This window comes from Plantactinospora solaniradicis (assembly GCF_042658085.1).
Lineage (GTDB): Bacteria > Actinomycetota > Actinomycetes > Mycobacteriales > Micromonosporaceae > Plantactinospora > Plantactinospora solaniradicis.
In genome coordinates this window covers 1-16,857 of the sequence record NZ_JBHSPR010000006.1, presented here as the reverse complement: position 1 = coordinate 16,857, position 16,857 = coordinate 1, and the positions used below count along the sequence as shown (strand labels likewise).

At 70.8% G+C, this 16,857-nt stretch carries 14 protein-coding genes; 4 read left to right on the top strand and 10 right to left on the bottom strand.

Annotated features, from left to right (window positions below; genetic code table 11):
• Positions 1 to 7 precede the first annotated feature (7 nt).
• Positions 8 to 1,582 carry an N-acyl-D-amino-acid deacylase family protein gene (locus ACFP2T_RS05655; RefSeq protein ID WP_377418066.1) on the bottom strand — a complete coding sequence of 525 codons (1,575 nt, stop codon included), beginning with the start codon at positions 1,580 to 1,582 and terminating at the stop codon, positions 8 to 10.
• A gap of 34 nt (positions 1,583 to 1,616) precedes the next feature.
• Between ACFP2T_RS05655 and ACFP2T_RS05650 the strand changes: the two genes are divergently transcribed.
• The gene (locus tag ACFP2T_RS05650) at positions 1,617 to 1,994 is read left to right on the top strand and encodes a RidA family protein (RefSeq protein ID WP_377418064.1); all 378 of its coding nucleotides are present in this window, start codon (positions 1,617 to 1,619) and stop codon (positions 1,992 to 1,994) included.
• A 5-nt stretch (positions 1,995 to 1,999) separates the two neighbouring features.
• Here ACFP2T_RS05650 and ACFP2T_RS05645 read toward each other — a convergent pair whose 3' ends face one another.
• The 9 genes from ACFP2T_RS05645 to ACFP2T_RS05605 form a co-directional block, all read right to left on the bottom strand.
• Positions 2,000 to 2,851, bottom strand: a complete 852-nt coding sequence (locus ACFP2T_RS05645; protein WP_377418062.1) for an IclR family transcriptional regulator — start codon at positions 2,849 to 2,851, stop codon at positions 2,000 to 2,002.
• An 11-nt stretch (positions 2,852 to 2,862) separates the two neighbouring features.
• Positions 2,863 to 3,858: an ABC transporter ATP-binding protein gene (locus ACFP2T_RS05640; protein ID WP_377418060.1), complete on the bottom strand. Its 996-nt coding sequence runs from the start codon at positions 3,856 to 3,858 to the stop codon at positions 2,863 to 2,865.
• Positions 3,855 to 4,892, bottom strand: a complete 1,038-nt coding sequence (locus tag ACFP2T_RS05635) for an ABC transporter ATP-binding protein (protein ID WP_377418058.1) — start codon at positions 4,890 to 4,892, stop codon at positions 3,855 to 3,857. The genes ACFP2T_RS05640 and ACFP2T_RS05635 overlap by 4 nt, the downstream gene beginning before the upstream one ends.
• Positions 4,889 to 5,767 carry an ABC transporter permease gene (locus ACFP2T_RS05630; RefSeq protein WP_377418056.1) on the bottom strand — a complete coding sequence of 293 codons (879 nt, stop codon included), beginning with the start codon at positions 5,765 to 5,767 and terminating at the stop codon, positions 4,889 to 4,891. The genes ACFP2T_RS05635 and ACFP2T_RS05630 overlap by 4 nt, the downstream gene beginning before the upstream one ends.
• Positions 5,764 to 6,723 (bottom strand): ABC transporter permease, encoded by a 960-nt coding sequence (locus ACFP2T_RS05625; RefSeq protein WP_377418054.1) that lies wholly within the window; start codon positions 6,721 to 6,723, stop codon positions 5,764 to 5,766. The genes ACFP2T_RS05630 and ACFP2T_RS05625 overlap by 4 nt, the downstream gene beginning before the upstream one ends.
• A 78-nt stretch (positions 6,724 to 6,801) precedes the next feature.
• A complete protein-coding gene (locus ACFP2T_RS05620) occupies positions 6,802 to 8,415 on the bottom strand; it encodes an ABC transporter substrate-binding protein (protein WP_377418052.1) in 1,614 nt (537 codons plus the stop codon).
• Positions 8,416 to 8,443: 28 nt separating this feature from the next.
• Positions 8,444 to 9,289, bottom strand: coding sequence for a fumarylacetoacetate hydrolase family protein (locus tag ACFP2T_RS05615; RefSeq protein ID WP_377418050.1), 846 nt, complete (start codon positions 9,287 to 9,289; stop codon positions 8,444 to 8,446).
• A gap of 6 nt (positions 9,290 to 9,295) precedes the next feature.
• On the bottom strand, positions 9,296 to 10,168 hold the full coding sequence (locus tag ACFP2T_RS05610; RefSeq protein WP_377418048.1) for a Gfo/Idh/MocA family protein: 873 nt from the start codon (positions 10,166 to 10,168) through the stop codon (positions 9,296 to 9,298).
• Entirely contained in the window at positions 10,165 to 11,178 is a 1,014-nt protein-coding gene (locus ACFP2T_RS05605; RefSeq protein WP_377418046.1) for a Gfo/Idh/MocA family protein, read from the bottom strand. The genes ACFP2T_RS05610 and ACFP2T_RS05605 overlap by 4 nt, the downstream gene beginning before the upstream one ends.
• Before the next feature lie 142 nt (positions 11,179 to 11,320).
• Here ACFP2T_RS05605 and ACFP2T_RS05600 point away from each other — a divergent pair, with 142 nt between their 5' ends.
• From ACFP2T_RS05600 to ACFP2T_RS05590, 3 genes are all read left to right on the top strand, one after another.
• Positions 11,321 to 12,658 carry an aspartate aminotransferase family protein gene (locus tag ACFP2T_RS05600; RefSeq protein WP_377418044.1) on the top strand — a complete coding sequence of 446 codons (1,338 nt, stop codon included), beginning with the start codon at positions 11,321 to 11,323 and terminating at the stop codon, positions 12,656 to 12,658.
• A 163-nt stretch (positions 12,659 to 12,821) separates the two neighbouring features.
• Positions 12,822 to 13,991 (top strand): sialidase family protein, encoded by a 1,170-nt coding sequence (locus ACFP2T_RS05595; RefSeq protein ID WP_377418042.1) that lies wholly within the window; start codon positions 12,822 to 12,824, stop codon positions 13,989 to 13,991.
• A 251-nt stretch (positions 13,992 to 14,242) separates the two neighbouring features.
• Entirely contained in the window at positions 14,243 to 16,534 is a 2,292-nt protein-coding gene (locus ACFP2T_RS05590; protein ID WP_377418040.1) for an exo-alpha-sialidase, read from the top strand.
• The last annotated feature ends 323 nt before the right edge of the window (positions 16,535 to 16,857 follow it).

Sequence of the window (16,857 nt, the reverse complement as noted above, 5' to 3'; positions counted from 1 at the left end):
CTGCCTTTCACGCTGTGCCGCCCCTGAGAACCTGTCCGGCCCGGCTGCCGGTGTGCGCTTCCCCGTCGATCGTGACCACGCCGTTGACCAGGACCAGTTCGACGCCGGCGGCGAGCTGGTGCGGCGCGGTGAAGGTGGCCCGGTCGGTCAGCCGGGCCGGGTCGAAGACCACCACGTCGGCCGGCCCGCCCGGCCGCAGCAGCCCGCGGTCGCGCAGCCCGACCCGGGCGGCGGCTGCCGACGTGCAGCGCCGCACCGCGTCCGGCAGGTCGGTGGCGTACCGGTGCAGATAGCGCGGAAACGTGCCGTAGCTGCGCGGGTGCGGCACGCCGGCGCCGGTCACACCGTCCGGATCGAGCGCCAGGCCGTCGGAGGCGACCACGGCGGCCGGGTGGCACAGCACGGCGCGCAGATCGTCCGCACTGCGCCCGCCCGCCGTCATCAGCACGCCGTTGCCCAACTCGGCCAGCAGGTCGAGGGCCACCTCGACCCCGTCGGAGCCGGCCTGCGCGGCCAGGTCGGCGATGCTCTGGCCGACCACGGGGTCCGGCGCCGGCCGGATGGTCCAGCTCAGCGTCAACTCGTCCCAGCCGGTCGGGCGGTCCGCCCAGGCGGCGCGGACCTCCGCCCGCACGGCCGGATCGCGCAACCGCGGCGCCCACGCCTGCGGGCCGCCCTCCTGGACGTGTGCCGGCAGCAGTTGCGAGAGCGGCGCGTTGCCGTGCAGGTAGGGGTAGATGTCGACGCCGACGTCGCAGCCGTCGGCGTTGGCCGCGTCGACCAGGTCGAGGGCGCGCCGGACCCTGCCCCAGTTGCGGCGGCCAACGGCGGCCAGGTGGGAGATCTGGGTACGGGCACCGGTCGCCCGGGCGATCTCGACCGCCTGGCCGACCGAGTCGAGCAGGTCGTCGTCGTAGTTGCGGACGTGCCAGGTGAAGATCCGGTCCCGTCCGGCGACCACCGCCGCCAGCGCCAGCAGTTCGACGTCCCGTACGTACGGCAGCGGCGCGTAGACCAGCCCGGTGGAGAGCCCGACCGCGCCCGCGTCGAGCGCCTCGCCGAGCAGCCCGCACATCGTGTCGATCTCGCCCGGCGCGGCCGGTCGGTCGTCGAAGCCCACCACCGTGGCGTGCAGCGCGAGGTGCCCGACGAGGGTGGCCACGTTGACCCCGGGACCGGCCCCGGCCAGCGCGGCGAGGTAACCCGCCAGGTCCGGCCAGGACCAGGCGACCGCGGGGTCGAGGTCGAGATAGCCGACCGCCTGCCGGATCGGCTCGACCGGCGCGCCCGGCGCCAGCGCTGTCACGCCGAGCCCGCAGTTGCCGACCACCTCGGTGGTGACGCCCTGGTGCACCTTGCTCAGCCCGCGCGGGTCGGAGAGCAGGGTCAGGTCGGAGTGGGTGTGGATGTCGACGAAACCCGGGCAGACCACCCGACCGGTGACGTCGCGCACCACCGGCGCGGACAGGCCGGTGCCGATCGCCGCGACCCGCCCCGCCCGGACCAGCACGTCGGCCTCGACCCCGGGTCCGCCGGAGCCGTCCAGCACGAGTCCGCCGTGCAGCAGCAGTTCACCAGACATGGGCAGCCAACATGAAATATGGTTCCATGTGCAGATGATCGAGAGGTTCCACCCCGAGGGGTTCCCCGCGCCCGCCGTACCGCTGTCCCACGCCACCAGGGCGGGCGGTTTCGTCTTCGTATCCGGCCAGGTCGCCACCGGCGCCGACAACAAGGTCTACATCGGCGACTTCGCCCGCGAGGTGGAGAGCACCCTGGACAACGTCGAGGCGGTGCTGGCCGCGGCGGGCGCGCGCCGCGACCAGATCGTCAAGATCGGCGCGTTCCTGTCCAACGCGACGCTCTTCGCGCCGTTCAACGAGATCTACCGACGCCGCTTCCCGGAGGCTCCGCCGGCCCGCACCACCGTGGTGGTCGCCTTCGGCCACCCCGACGTACGCGTCGAGGTCGAGGCGATCGCCTACGTCGGCTGAGCGGCTCATGAGCGACCGGCGACCCGGAGGGAACGGTGCACGATCCGCAGCGCCGTCACGAAGTCCGGGTCGTCGGTCAACGCCCCGGCCACCTCGCCCAGGGCGGCGACGTACGCGTGCTGCCGGGCCGTGCCGAACTCGCCCGCCGGCCCCGAGACGCTCACCGCGGCCAGGCAGTCGCCGTCGACCCGTACCGGCACCGCGACGCAGCGCAGGCCCGCACTGCGCTCGCTGTCGTCGAGCGCGTAACCGCGCCGGACGACCCGCCGAAGATCCTTGCGCAGTTCGGCCAGGGTGACCAGGGTGTTCTCGGTGAACGCCGGGAACGGCTCGGCCGGCATGATCGCGGCGACCTGCTCGTCCGGCAGCGCGGCGAGCAGCACCTTGCCCAGACCGGTGGCATAGGTCTGGTCGCGGGCGCCGAGCGCGGTGGTGAACCGCAGCGGCCGGTCCGGCTCGGCGACGCAGATGTGCAGCACCTGGTCACCGTCGAGCACGCCGAGGTTGGCGGTCTGCCCGGTGCTGGCCGCGACCGGCTGGAGGTAGCGCTCGGCGACCACGGTCAGGTCGAGGGTGGACACGTACGCGGCCGCCAGCCGCTGGACCTTGTGGCCGAGCCGGTACGACGGACGGTCGTCGACCCGTACCAGGTATTCCATCTCGGACAGTACTGACAACAGCCGGACCAGCGTGCTCTTCGGCAGCGCGGTCGCCTCGCTGAACTCGGTGAGTGTCAGCGGCTCCGGTGCCGCGGCCAGCATCTCCAGCAGGGCGAGGCCGCGCGCGAGCGCGTTGGCGTGGTAGTTGGCCGACGCCGGCTTGGCGTCGTCGACGGAGGTGCGGGGTGCTCTCGGCATTGTGGACTCTCCTACGCGCCGCCGACGGTGGCTGGGACTTCCGGGAAGTGGCACGCGCTCGGATGCCCGACGCCGATCCGGTCGATCAGCGCGGGCGTCTCCTGCGCGCACGCATCCTGAGCCTTCCAGCAGCGGGTCCGGAACACGCAACCGGTCGGTGGGTTGCTCGGACTGGGTACGTCTCCGGTCAGGGTGATCCGCTCCCGCTCCTCCCGGCCGGTCGGATCCGGTACCGGGATCGCCGCGAGCAGCGCCTGCGTGTACGGATGCGTGGGCGCGGTGAAGATGTCGGCCCGGCTGCCGGTCTCGACGATTGAGCCCAGGTACATCACGGCGACCCGGTGCGAGATGTGCCGCACCACCGAGAGGTTGTGCGAGATGAACACGTACGCCAGGCCGAGCCGGTCCTGCAGGCCGCGGAGTTGATTGATCACCTGTGCCTGCACCGAGACGTCGAGCGCGCTGACCGGCTCGTCGAGCACGAGCAGCCGGGGATCGAGAGCGAGCGCCCGGGCCAACCCGATGCGCTGCCGCTGCCCGCCGGAGAACTCGTGCGCGTACCGCCGAGAGTGCTCCGGCCGCAGACCGACCAGTTCCAGCAGCTCGCGGACCCGGTCGGCACCCCCTTCGGCGTACCGGCCCTGCACCCGCAGCGGCTCGGCGACGATCTCGTGCACGGTCATCCGCGGCGACAGCGAGGCGTACGGGTCCTGGAACATGATCTGGATCGCCCGCCGCTTGGCCCGCAGCTCGCGCTGGGACAGCGTGGCCAGGTCGGTGCCCTCGAAGAGGATCCTGCCGGCGGTCGGCTCGAGCAGCCGGACCAGCAGCCGCCCGGTGGTCGACTTGCCGCAGCCCGACTCGCCGACCAGGCCCAACGTCTCCCCGGCGTCCAACTCGAGGTCGACGCCGTCGACGGCACGGATCTCGCCGACCTGCCGGCGCAGCACGCCGCGCCGGATCGGAAAGTGCTTACGCAGCCCCTCGACCTTCAACAGGTTCGTCACGCCGTCACCGCCAGTTCGTCGTGGAAGTGGCACCTGCTGCTGCGGCCGGCCCCGATCTGGAGCAACGCCGGCCGCTCGGTACGACACCGCTCGCGGACCAGCGGGCAGCGCGGATGGAACGCACACCCGGCAGGCGGGTCGGACATGTTCGGCGGGTTGCCGGGGATGGGGTCGAGCTGGTCGACGTCGACGTCCATCCGGGGCAGGCTGGCCAGCAAACCCAACGTGTACGGGTGGCGGGGCATCGCGAACAGCTCCCGCACACCGGCGGACTCGACCACGCGGCCGGCGTACATCACCACCACCCGGTCGGCAAGCTCGGCGACGACGCCCAGGTCGTGGGTGATCAGGATGGTCGCCGCGCCGGTCTCCGCCTGTGCCTTCTTGAGCAGCGCGAGCACCTGGGCCTGGATCGTCACGTCGAGCGCGGTGGTCGGCTCGTCCGCGATGATCAGGTCCGGGTTGTTGGCGATCGCCATCGCGATCATCGCGCGCTGGCGCATGCCGCCGGAGAACTCGTGTGGGTACTGCTTCACCCGCTGCGCCGGGTCGGGCACGCCGACCAGCCGGAGCAGTTCGACGGCCCGCTGCCGGGCGGCCTTCCGGTCCGGCCGGCGCTGGTGCAGCAACACCGCCTCGGCCACCTGGGCGCCCACCGACATCACCGGGTTCAACGCGGTCATCGGGTCCTGGAAGATCATCCCAACCGGACCGCCGCGGATCCTGCGGAGTTCGGCGGCGGAGAGCGTACGCAGGTCCGTGTCCCGGAAGGTGATCGCCTTGGCGGCCACCTCCGCGGCCTTCGGCAGCAGGCGGAGCACGGACATCGCGGTCACGGTCTTGCCGGACCCGGACTCGCCGACTATCGCGACGATCTCGCCCCGCTCGACCGTCAGACTGACGTCGGTGACCGCGTGCACCACCCCGTCATCGGTCCGGAAGTCCACCCGCAACCCGTCGATGCGCAGCAACGGCCCCTGGTCGACGCCTCCCCCGGCAACGGGATCCGCTGCCGGCATCCGTCCTGCCCTCATGACGCCGACCTCGGGTCGACCGCGTCGCGCAGCCCGTCGCCGATGAAGTTGACCGCCAGCACGGTCAACGCCACCGCGATGCCGGGCGAGAGCCACAGCCACGGCTCGCTGCGGATCACCGTCAGGCTCTGTGCGTCGGTGAGCATGTTGCCCCAGCTCGCCGCCGGCGGTTGCACGCCGAGGCCGAGGAAGGAGAGCGTCGCCTCCAGGGCGATGGCCTGCGCCACGGCGAGCGTGGCGACGACGCTGACCGGCGGCAGCGCGGCCGGGATGATGTGCCTGCGGATCAGCCACAGTGGGCCGGCACCGGTCGCCCGGGAGGCCAGCACGAACTCCTGCTCGCGCAGCGAGAGCGTGACGCCGCGGACGATCCGGCCGCAGACCGGCCACTGGAAGAGCCCGATCGCGATCACCATGGTCAGCACGCTGGGGCCGAGGACGCCGGCCACCACCACGATCACCACCAGCGTCGGGAACGACAGGAACACGTCGGCCAGCCGCATCACCAACCCGTCGACCCAGCCGCCGAGCAGCCCGGCGACCGCGCCGAGCAGGGTGCCGACGACCACCGCGATGGCAGCCGAGGCGATGCCGACGCCGAGCGAGACCCGGCCGGCGAAGAGCAGCCGGGAGAGCACGTCGCGGCCCGTCGAGTCGGTGCCGAGCAGGTGCTCGCCGGACGGGCCGGAGCGGGCGGCGAGCAGGTCGATCGCGTTGGGGTCGTGCCCGGAGAGCGGTCGCGCGAAGATCGCGGCCAGCACGACCAGTGCGATGAAGACGACGCTGACCAGGGCCGCGGGATAGTTGCGGAAGCGGCGCAGGGCGGCCGCCGCCGGGGAGCGCCCGGCCGGCGCGGACACCGTGGTTGCGGTCATCGCAGCCTCACTCTCGGGTCGACGACGGTATAGAGCACGTCGGCGAGCAGGTTCGACACCAGTACGAGGATCGCGATCAGCAGGGCGAAGCCGACGATCACCGAGTAGTCGTGCTGGTTGACCGCGCTGACCGCGAGCTGGCCCATGCCCGGCCAGGCGAAGACCTGCTCGATGACCACCGCGCCGGCGAGCATCTGCGGCAGGTTCGTGGCGATCACGGTGAGCACCGGGATCAGCGAGTTGCGGAACGCGTGCCGCAGCACCACCCGGCGCGGTGTCGCGCCCTTGGCGTTCGCGGTGCGCACGTAGTCCGCGTTCAACTCGGTGATCATGCTGCTGCGCACGTACCTCATGAACGGGCCGGAGTTGCCGAAGCCGAGGATCAGCGCCGGCAGGACCAGGTGGTGCAGGGTGTTCAGCAGGCTCGGGTTGGTCGGGTCGGAGATGCCCGACGACGGGAACCACTGGAACTTCAGGGTGAACACGTAGATCACGATCAACGCCACGAAGAACACCGGGATCGAGACCGAGCCGAGGCTGACCACGGTGGCGCCGTAGTCGAGCCACGAGTTGCGCCGACGGGCCGCGAGGATGCCGAGCGGAAACGCGATCAGCAGCGAGATGAGCAGGCCGACGCCCATCAGCTCGATGGTCGGACCGATCCGCTCCCCCAGCACCTCCGTCACCGGGCGACCGTTGAGCAGCGAGTAGCCGAGGTTGCCCTGCAGCGCGTTGGTGAGCCAGTGCCAGTACTGCACCGGGATCGACTGGTCGAGGCCCAGCTCGGCCCGCTTCTGCGCGATGAACTCGGCGCTGCCGGAGTTGAGCTGGTCGGCCGGGATCTGCATGGCGATCGGGTCGCCGGGCGTCTTGTGTACCAGCGCGAAGATCGCGATGGTGATCAGGAAGAACACCAGCACGTTGATCGACAGTCGCCGGACCAGGAAGGCGGCCAACGCTCACACTCCTTTCAGTCACCGCGGACCGCGGCCGGACCGGTCGCCGTTGACCGGCCCGACCGCGGTGTGCGTGGGTCAGCCCGAGATGCTCCAGCTGGCCGGGTCCCAGAACATGGCGTCCTGCGAGCCCGCGGCCCGGAAACCCTGCACCCGCTTGTTGACGGCCCAGAGCCCGTACGGCGAGTACAGCCACATCAGGTCGACCTGCTCGTTCTCCAGCTTCGCCGCCTGCTCGTAGAGCGACTTGCGCTGCGCCTCGTCGGCGGTCGAGTTGGCCTGCGCCATCAACTGGTCCAACTGCTCGTTGCAGAAGAAGTTGATGTTTCCGCCGGCCGGGTAGGCGTTGGCGCACGCGGTGATGCCGTTGATCGTCGACGAGTCGACCGCGTAGTTGCCGCCGCCGTAGAGCACCATGTCGTACGACTTCTCGGTGTACGTCTTGGTGATCTCCGCAGCCTGGATGTTGACCAGCTTGACCTTGACGCCGACGGCCGCGAGCTGGCTCTGCACGATCGTCGACGTGGCGTCCCGGTCCCGCTGTCCCTGCACCCACTGGAGCTGGATCTCGCGGTTGGCGTCCCAGCCCGCCGCGGCCAGCAGCTGCTTGGCCTTGTTGACGTCCTGGGCGTACTCGTTGAGTCCGGCCGGCTCGTTGGCCTTGGCGAAGTTCGAGAGCCGGACCTCGGCCTTGCCCGCGAGCACGGTCTGCACGATCTGCTTGCGGTCGAGAGCGTACAGGAACGCCTGGCGGACCCGGACGTCCTTGAAGTACGGCTTCGACTGGTTGAGCGCGATCCGGACGAAGCCGGCACCCGGCTTCTCCTGCGTGGCCACGTTGCCGAAGCCGGCCACCGTCTCGATGTCGCTCGGCGAGTACGACGCGATGTCGATGCCGCCGTTGCCGAGCTGCGCGGTGGCGTTGTCGGAGGTCATCGGCTTGAGATAGACGTCCTTGACCTTCGCCTGGTTCCGGTAGTTGGCGTTCGCCGTGATGTGCACGTACTGGTTGGTCTTGTACTCGACGAACGTGTACGGACCCATCCCGACGGTCGGCTTACGGAAGAAGGGGTTCTTGGAGACCGCCTCCGGTCCGTCCTTGCCCAGGATGTGCTCGGGCAGGATCCACACGGTGCCGATCAGCGCGAGCAGCCCGAAGTTCGGCTTCGCGGCCTTGATGACGAACGTCCTGTCGTCGGGTGCGGAGAAGCCGGAGATGCTGGACGCCTTGCCGGAGGCGAAGTCCGGGACGCCGGCGACCCCGGTGTAGTTGCCGGCGGTCGAGCTGGTCGTCTTCGGGTTGGCCATCAGGTTGTAGGTGAAGAGCACGTCCTTCGCCGTGAAGGGCGTGCCGTCGCTCCACTTCAGGCCGGGGCGGAGTGTGAAGGTGAAGGTCGTGGCGTCCGGCGACACCTGGTAGCTCTCGGCCAGCCGAGGCTGCAGCTTGTAGTCGGGGTCGACGCCGAGCAGCCCCTCGTAGATGAAGGACATCACCTGGCCGTCGGGGCCGTTGACCGGCGCGATGGGGCTGAACACCCCGGCCGGCTCCTGGTAGAGGTAGATGTTGAGGGCCTGGCCGGCGGCCGTGCCCGTGGTGCCGTTGGAATCGGTCGACGGTCCGGTGCAGCCGCCGACCGCGAGCGTGGCGACGGTCAGCCCGACGACCGCCGTCCGTATCCGGTTTCTGAACATGGTGGACCTCTCAGTGGGGTGGTGGCGCCTAGGCCACCGTGTTGCGGAGTTGGCCCAGCTGGCCGACGACGACGGTCATCACGTCGCCGGCCGTCAGGAATTCACCCGTCGCGGCGCCCACGCCGGACGGCGTACCGGTGAGGATCACGTCACCGGGCTCGAGGGTCATCAGTCGTGATGCGTGCGCGACCAGCTCCGCCACGCTGAAGATCATGTCCTTCGTGGAACCCGCCTGCCTGGTCACCCCGTTGACGTCGAGGTGGATGGAAAGTGCCTGCGGGTCCGGCACCTCGTCGGCGGTGACCAGCCAGGGCCCGAGCGGCGCGAAGCCGTCCAGCCACTTGCCGGCCAGCCAGTCGAAGAACCAGACCGCGCGGTCGTCGGTGTCGCGCGGGAAGCCGTAGTCGACCGTGCGGGCGGAGACGTCGTTGGAGGTCATGTAGCCGGCGACCGCGTCGAGCGCGTCGGATTCGGCGATGTCACGGACCCGGCGGCCGATCACCACGGCCAACTCGGCCTCCCAGTCGACCTCAGTACTGACCGACGGGAGCGGGATCGTGGCGCCGGGACCGACGATCGAGGTCGGAGGTTTGAGGAACAGTCGCGGGCTCAGCCGCGACCTGTCCAGCGGCTCGCCGCCGGTCTCGGTGACGTGGTCCTGGTAGTTCGCGGCCGCCGCCAGCAGCTTGCCCGGCCGCAGCAGCGGAGCGAGCAGTTCGACGTCGGCCAGGGCGACCTCCAGCCGCTCCGGGTCGCCGGTCCGGCCGGTCAGGTAATTTTCCAGGTCACCGTCGCCGAACTCGACCACCCGGTCGTCTTCGGTCAGCCGGCCGTGCCGGACCTCGCCGGCCCGGTTGTAGGTGACGAGTCGCATCGTCGCTCACTTCCCTGTCTCGACCGGCTGACCGGTTTCCATCGACCGCTGCGCGGCCTCGATCACGCGTTGCGCCTGCACCGCGTCGTGCGGGCCGAGCACCGCCCGTCCGGCGGCGATGCCCGCCGCCAGCACGTCGAGCAGCACGTCGACCGTGCCGGGCCCCGTCCACACCAGGCCGCTGGTTGCGGCGGTACGCACCTGGAGGGCGGGTTTGCGGGCGTCGACCGCGAGCACGCCGTGCGAGCCGCTGATCCGGTAGCGGTGCACCGCGAGCCCGCCCGCCGGCACGTCACGCAGCGCCGGCACCCGGCCACAGACCACCGTGCTGGTCACTGCGTGGTCGTGCTCGAGAAGCATGGTGACCAGGTCCGGCGAGCCGGTGGCGTGCACCCGGCGCACCTCCAGGCCGAGCAGCGCACGCAGCACGTCGACCGGGTAGAGCCCGAAGTTGACCAGTTCCCCGGTCGGCGCCGGTTCGCCACCGGCGACCACGAAGTCGCACTGCACGTTCCACGGCAGCCCCACCCGGCCGCCCCGCACCGCGCCGATCGCCGACCGGAGCGCGGCACCGAACCGCTGGTGGTGTGCTGGCACGACGACCACGCCGTACTCGGCGGCGAGCCGCTCGATCTCCTCCGCCTCCGCCAGCGTGGCGGCCAGCGGCTTGTCGGCGAGCACGTGCCTGCCGGCCCGGACGGCGTCGGCGACGGCCGCGCCACGCTCCGCGAGCGGTACGGCGATGCTGAACACCTCGGCCTCGTCCGGGTCGTCGACCAGCTCGAACTTCGGGTGCCGCTCGAAAGCCGGCCGGTACATGACGTTCTGGTGGTCCTGGCTGCCGATGCCGCCGTTGCCGACCAGCGCGACGCGGATCATGCGGCCACCGCCACGGGCCTGCCGAGCGCGATCGACTCCTCGACCGCGACCCCGAGGGCCACCGCGCGGACCGCGTCGGCGACCGGCATCGCCGGTGGTGCGCCGCCGATCGCGTCCAGCCAGGCACCGAGCTGGGCGACGAACCCGTCGCCGCCGGCGGCTGGCAGGCCAGCCGTGCCGGCCTCACCGAAGACCAGCGAGGACTCGCCGTCCCAGCCCTGCTCGACGATGCCGGCGGTGCCGGCGACCAGCAGCTCGCGCTGCGCCAGCGAGCCGGGCCGGTGCGCCCGGCTCATCTCGCAGATCGCGGTCGCGCCGTCGGCGTAGCTCACCACCATCTCCAGGTAGTCGTAGATGCGCAGCTCCGCCGCGGTCTGCTTGCGGCCGCGGGCGTAGACGCCGGTCGGTTCGCTGCCGAGCCACCAGGTGGCCAGGTCCAGCAGGTGTACGCCGTTGTGCAGGGCGTGCCCGCCGGACCGGGCCGGGTCGCCGACCCAGGCGCTCCAGTCCGGCCAGATCCAGCCGCCGAGGATGGCCAGCCGGACCAGCACCGGGCGCCCGATCGCGCCGGACGAGATGGTCTGCTTGACCGCCCGGCCGTAGTCGTAGAAGCGGTGCGTGTGCGCCGCGACCAGCACCAGACCGGCCGCCTCGAACGCGACGGCCAGCCGGTGCGCGTCGGCGACGGTGGTGGCCAGTGGCTTCTCCACCAGCAGGTGCTTGCCGGCGGCGGCGACCCGCAGCCCGAGCGGCGCATGGGTGTCGTTGGGCGTGCAGAGGACGACCGCGTGCACGCCCGGCCAGGCCAGCGCGGTCTCGAGGTCCGTCGCCTGCCGAATGCCGCCCTGCCGGCGGGCGAACGCCGCGGCCCGGCCGGGGTCGGCGTCGACGATCCCGACCAGTTCGGCCCGGGGGTCGCCGTCGATCGCACCGCTGTGCGCGTCGGCGATGAAGCCGGCGCCCACCAGCACGATGCCGGTCCGATCCATCGGCGCGACCTCCTCAGGCACGGAACGATGTTTCATGTCCGGTCATCCTGTGGTCGGCACGGGGCCCTGTCAAGGTCGTACCGTCGAACATGGAACGCCTTGCCATGTTGGTGAGGTTGTTCTAGCGTCGGCTCGGCCAGCCCAACTGGATACGAGGTCGCTCATGTCAACCCCCCCGTCGTCCCCCGATTCCCCGCGCGCGTTGCCTGCCGAGTCCCCCCGGGGACGTGCGATCGCGGACGCCGCCGCGGCTGTCATCCCCGGTGGCGTCAACTCCTCGACCCGCTACATCGGCGCGCCGTACGCGTTCGTCGCCGCCGACGGTGCCTACCTGACCGACGCCGACGGCCGCCGCTACCTCGACTACCACGCCGCGTTCGGCGCGATCCTGCTCGGCCACAATGCACCGGTGGTCAACGACGCGATCCGCGCCGCGCTCGACGGCGTCGACCTGACCGGCATCGGCGTCACCGAGGCCGAGGTGCGCCTGGCGCGGCGGATCGTCGAGGTCATCCCGTCGGCCGAGTCGATGATCGCCACGATGAGCGGCTCGGAGGCTACCGCGCAGGCGATTCGGCTGGCCCGCGCGGTCACCGACCGGGACCTGATCGTCAAGTTCCAGGGTGGTTTCCACGGCTGGCACGACGCGGTGGCCCGCAACGTGATCTCCGCGCCGGACAAGGCGTACGGCCGGGACCCACTCTCCAAGGGCATCCTCGACCAGGCGGTCGACGCCACGCTGATCGCGGAGTTCAACGACCTCGACTCGGTCGCGGCGCTGTTCGACGCGCACCGCGACCGGATCGCCGCCGTCATCCTGGAGCCGATCCCGCACAACGTCGGCGCGCTGCTGCCCACCACCGAGTTCGTCGACGGCCTGCGCAAGCTCACCGAGCAGCAGGGTGCGCTGCTCATCTTCGACGAGGTGATCACCGGCTTCCGGCACGCGCTCGGCGGCTACCAGCAGGTGATCGGGGTGACGCCGGACCTGACCACCTTCGGCAAGGGGATGGCCAACGGCTTCCCGGTCGGCGGCCTCGCCGGGCGGCGCGACCTGATGGAGCACTTCAACGGCCAGACCGGCGACGTCCTGCTGGCCGGCACCTTCAACGGCAACGCACTCGGCTGCGCCGCCGCACTGGCCACCATCGACTACCTGGCCGAAAACCCGGAGTTCTACACGCGTACGCACGCGCTGGGCGAGCGGATGCGCACCGGCCTGCGCGGCATCCTGGACGAGTTCGGCATCGAGGCCACGGTGGCCGGCTTCGGCGGCGTGTTCGCGGTCTACTTCCTGGCCGGTCCGGCCCTTGGCTACCGCGACCTGCTCCGCAACGACAACACCGCCTACGTCGCCTTCCACCGCGGCATGACCGACCGGGGCTTCCTGATGCTTCCGATGGCCCTGAAGCGGAACCACGTCTCGGGAGCCCACACGGAGGAGGAGATCGACCGGACCCTCGAGGCCGCCCGCGAGGTCCTCAAGACCCTGGCCCGCTAGCCCCGAACCCCCGACCACCCGGGTCCGTGCGGCATCCGGGTGGCCCACCGTACGGCAGCCAGTTCATCTGAAACGTCATTTCATGTCGGTGTCGAAGAGACATTGACATGGAATGCCGTTCCGAATAGCTTCGGCCCGACCGCCGAATCCCGCCGTACGCCCGATGGGAGTGGTTCTCGTGCGTTGTCTCCTGCGTCGCGCCACTGCGGCCCTCGCCGCCTCGACCATGGCTCTCGCCGCCACACCAACCGCCGCGATCGCGGCCGAACCGCCGCCGATCGGTACGCCCACCAACCCGGTCGTCGTCGCAGCGGCCGAGAGCGGCAAGCGCGCCTTCTTTGGCGACATGATCAAGCTCGGCGACGGACGACTCCTGGTCGCGTACCGGGAGTCCGTCGCCCACATCGACCAGGACGGCCGCATCATGGTCACGCAGAGCCGGGACCAGGGTCGCACCTGGACCACCCCGCTGGTGGCGATCGACACCCCGATAGACGACCGCGACCCGAAGCTGATGCAGATGCGCGACGGCACGGTGCTGATGAACTTCTTCCGCACCGACTGGACCGGATACCCGGGCAAGCCGGTGACGCTGGTCGGCACGTTCGTCACGCGGTCGACCGACCAGGGCGGCACGTGGAGCACGCCAAGCGAGGTCGGCACCGCGATGGAGGGACCGTCCGATGTGGTCGTCGGCGCCTACTACGCCGGCCACGCCGCGACCCACGGCCCGATCCTGCAGCTGCGCAACGGTGATTTGCTCGTCCCCCTCTACGGCAGGCTCCCCGAGGGCGGCGCCGGACCGGCGACGGTCGTCCGCTCGACGGACGGCGGGCGCACCTGGCCGAGGGAGAACGAGTCGGTGATCGGCAGAGCCGACACGTTCGACTTCCAGGAGCCGAACCTGAGCCTGCTGGGGGACGGCTCGATCCTGTCGGTCATCCGCACGTCGATCAACATCGCGTACGTATCCCGGTCGTACGACGGCGGTCGCGCCTGGACGACGCCGGTGTCGACGGGCCTGCCCGCGTCGTCGCACCACCAGCTCGTCCTGCACAACGGCGACCTGTTGCTGACCTACGGTGACCTGTCCGGGACGTTCGGTCCCGGCCGTCCGACTGTCGGTCGCCTGCTGCAGCACCCGGAGCGCGACATCGACGCCCAGCGCGACATTCTCATCTACGACGCCGCCGTCCACGGCCCGGCCACCGCCGATCAGGCCAATCCGTCCAGCGTCGAGCTGCGCCCGAACCGCTTCTTCACCATCACCAGCGACCCGCACCTGGCCGCCATTGTCGGCGTCTACACCGGACGCCGCGACTACTTGCGCTGAGGTCACCTCGGCCTGGCGGTCCCGCCAGAGGCCGCGAGAACGTCCGTTCTGTCGGGGGACTACGTAGCGGCGCCGTCCACCCCCGGGGCGGCGAACCGTCGCCTGCCCGACGATCGCGCGCCGGCACAGCTTCACGTAAATGGCACGACGCCAGATAGTGTGGAACGGCGTTCCACGTCACTATGATCCTCAATATGATCGCAATCGATCTCCATCGATCAGAGGGGTCTGTCATGGCTAACCGCACACGCATGGCTGTCGGACTCGTCGCGGCGGGTGCCGTCATCGCCGGGGCGGCAGTGGTCGCGCCCGGCGCCCGGCCCGCGCAGGCCGCGCCCACCAACGACCCGACCTGTGGCACGCAGGTCAACGGCACGCCCGCCGGGCCGTCCGGACAGCCGGCCAACGCCTACGCGCTGAACGTCGGCGGCGCCAGTGAGTTCGGTACCGTCTGGGATCCGCCGAGCAACACCCAGGTCGCGTTCCCGCACCTGATCGCCACGGACACCACGGGTGCGAGCGGCACGGCGGTGCGGCGGCTCGCGGGGCGGTTCGGGCTCAACCCGGACTCCGTGTCCGCGCCCGCGCGCGGCGGGCAGGTCGTCTCGGTCGACGGTGGCGCGACCTTCCCCGCCGGCACCTACACCGAGGACCAGGTCGTGGCGCCGCCGGTCGTCGGCGTCACGCGGCTACGAAACGGCACGGTGCTCGGCTACAGCTTCAAGCCCAGCGCCACCAGCGGATCCACCGCCACCTACACGGCCTACCGGTCCACCGACGACGGCGTGACCTGGACGGCCCAGGCGGCGACGTTCGGACTCGGGGCGACCGCCAACGGGAGCCGGTTGACCGGCCAGCCGCTCGAGCTGGCCGACGGCACGATCCTGGTCCTCCTCTACGGAACGTTCACCGACGGCACCAACGACCGGGCGCAACTGCAGGCCAGCGCCGACGGCGGTCGGACGTTCACCCGTCGGGCGATCCTGGCCAACGGCAACGCCACCAACGACTACAACGAGGGCTCGATCGCCGCGCTGCCCAGCGGCAAGCTCATCGCCGTGTTCCGCCACCACGTGTCGGAGGCGCTGGCCACCCCGGTCTACGTGACTTCCACGAACAACGGTGCCACCTGGACCGCGCCGCAGCCGCTGAGCGTCTCGTTCCCCAACGGCTACGACCCCTACGACGACACCAGCAAGGCACTGCTCGCTGTCGCGCCGGACCTGAAGCTGATGCCCAACGGCATCCTGGTCCTGCGCAGCGGACGACCGGACAACTGGGTGGCCATCTCCACCAACGGCGAGGGCACCGGCTGGGTGGGTCAACTGACCTACCGCAACTGCCCGTCCGACGGCGTCCGCACGCACGGCTCCACCGGTTACGGCGGTATCGAATACCTGTCCGCCAACCGCGCCATCGTCATCGGTGACAACTGCGAGATGACCTGGGGCTGCGTCACCGCCGCCGAGACGGACTTCACCGTCGACAAGCAGACCCGCGTGTGGCGGCGCTGGATCGACGTGCTCACCCCGGACGTCGGCCGGATCGACCTGGCGACCAAGTACCGGACCGGCACGATCACCGTCGGTGGCACGATGACCACTGCGGTCGCCGGCCACCCCCGCGCCCGGGTCGACGGCGCGTTCGACGGCAGCACCGAGTACTGGTCCAGCGCCGTGCACGCCGACGGTGCCGGCACCTTCGTCCTGAACCTCGACCGCGCGTACCCGCTCACCAAGGTCGGCCTGAGCCTGCGCAACGGCCGCGCCGCCAGCGGTCGCGTCTACGCCTCCACCGACGGGGTGACCTGGGGCCAGCCGATCGCCACCGCGACCAACCGTACGCATCTCGCGATGGAGTATTTCCCGCAGGCCGCCCCGGTGTCGGCCCGGTACGTCAAGGTGGAGCTCGACGCGACCACCGGGTGCGACGCGGGGCTCGGCTCCAGCTGTGCGTTTCTCAACGAACTGGAGCTGTACTCGTCGATCAACTCGTTCGAGAACGACCCGGTGAACAACCGGCCCCGTGGATACACCAACATCGTGCAGAGCTGGGCGACCCAGCGCAGCAGCGACCTGGCCGGTAACGACAGCGCCTCGGCCCTGCGAATCGTGGACACCAACCCCGACGCGCACTCCCAGGTCACCTGGAACGGGACCGCGACCGCCAGTAAGACACTCGAATTCCGACTCAAGCCGGTCAGCCTGCTCGGGTTCCTGTTTCCCGTGCTGGGCCGGAACTCGGCCGGATCGACGGTGAACGCCTACCACCTGGCGGTCGCCGCGGACGGCAGCATCCGCCGCTACAACGGCAGCCAGTGGATCGCCCTGACGGCGGCCGGCGTGGTCACCGAGGGCCGCTGGCACACGATCCGGGTGACGGCCACCACGTCGGCGGCCACGATCTCGGTGAACGGCGTCACCGTCGCCAGCAACGTGCCGGTCAGCACGACGGCCACCGCGCTGACCGGGCACACCTTCGCCAGCAACGGTACGGACACGAGCGGGGACGACTACCTGGTCGACGACGTGTTCATGTCCTGACCGCCGCCGTTCGACCCGCACCGGCACGCCCCACCCGGACCGCCCGACGGTGACCTTCCCGGCCACCGTCGGGCCACGGCCGTACCACCGGACACATCAGGGAGACGGCCATGGGACACGACGGTGCATCGACATCATCAGCCCCGACCCTTGACACGCCGACCGCCGCCCTGACCGAGCGGCGTTGGACCTGGACCAGCAGCGTGATCCGGGCGCATCATTCGATGTGCTGGGGCGGGGCGCGGCCCCCTGAACCCCCTGCGGGTCTACTGCTTGGCGATGGAGTCGTGCCAGGGGATGATGAACCGCTTCGCGGTGGTCAC

What these genes read in the sequence shown, in the direction of transcription:
- ACFP2T_RS05650 (WP_377418064.1), top strand. Translation starts at nt 1,617, where the DNA reads ATGATCGAGAGGTTCCACCCCGAGGGGTTCCCCGCGCCCGCCGTACCG.
- ACFP2T_RS05595 (WP_377418042.1), top strand. Translation starts at nt 12,822, where the DNA reads ATGGGAGTGGTTCTCGTGCGTTGTCTCCTGCGTCGCGCCACTGCGGCC.
- ACFP2T_RS05635 (WP_377418058.1), bottom strand. Translation starts at nt 4,892, where the DNA reads ATGAGGGCAGGACGGATGCCGGCAGCGGATCCCGTTGCCGGGGGAGGC.
- ACFP2T_RS05590 (WP_377418040.1), top strand. Translation starts at nt 14,243, where the DNA reads ATGGCTGTCGGACTCGTCGCGGCGGGTGCCGTCATCGCCGGGGCGGCA.
- ACFP2T_RS05645 (WP_377418062.1), bottom strand. Translation starts at nt 2,851, where the DNA reads ATGCCGAGAGCACCCCGCACCTCCGTCGACGACGCCAAGCCGGCGTCG.
- ACFP2T_RS05600 (WP_377418044.1), top strand. Translation starts at nt 11,321, where the DNA reads ATGTCAACCCCCCCGTCGTCCCCCGATTCCCCGCGCGCGTTGCCTGCC.
- ACFP2T_RS05630 (WP_377418056.1), bottom strand. Translation starts at nt 5,767, where the DNA reads ATGACCGCAACCACGGTGTCCGCGCCGGCCGGGCGCTCCCCGGCGGCG.
- ACFP2T_RS05610 (WP_377418048.1), bottom strand. Translation starts at nt 10,168, where the DNA reads ATGATCCGCGTCGCGCTGGTCGGCAACGGCGGCATCGGCAGCCAGGAC.
- ACFP2T_RS05655 (WP_377418066.1), bottom strand. Translation starts at nt 1,582, where the DNA reads ATGTCTGGTGAACTGCTGCTGCACGGCGGACTCGTGCTGGACGGCTCC.
- ACFP2T_RS05615 (WP_377418050.1), bottom strand. Translation starts at nt 9,289, where the DNA reads ATGCGACTCGTCACCTACAACCGGGCCGGCGAGGTCCGGCACGGCCGG.
- ACFP2T_RS05620 (WP_377418052.1), bottom strand. Translation starts at nt 8,415, where the DNA reads ATGTTCAGAAACCGGATACGGACGGCGGTCGTCGGGCTGACCGTCGCC.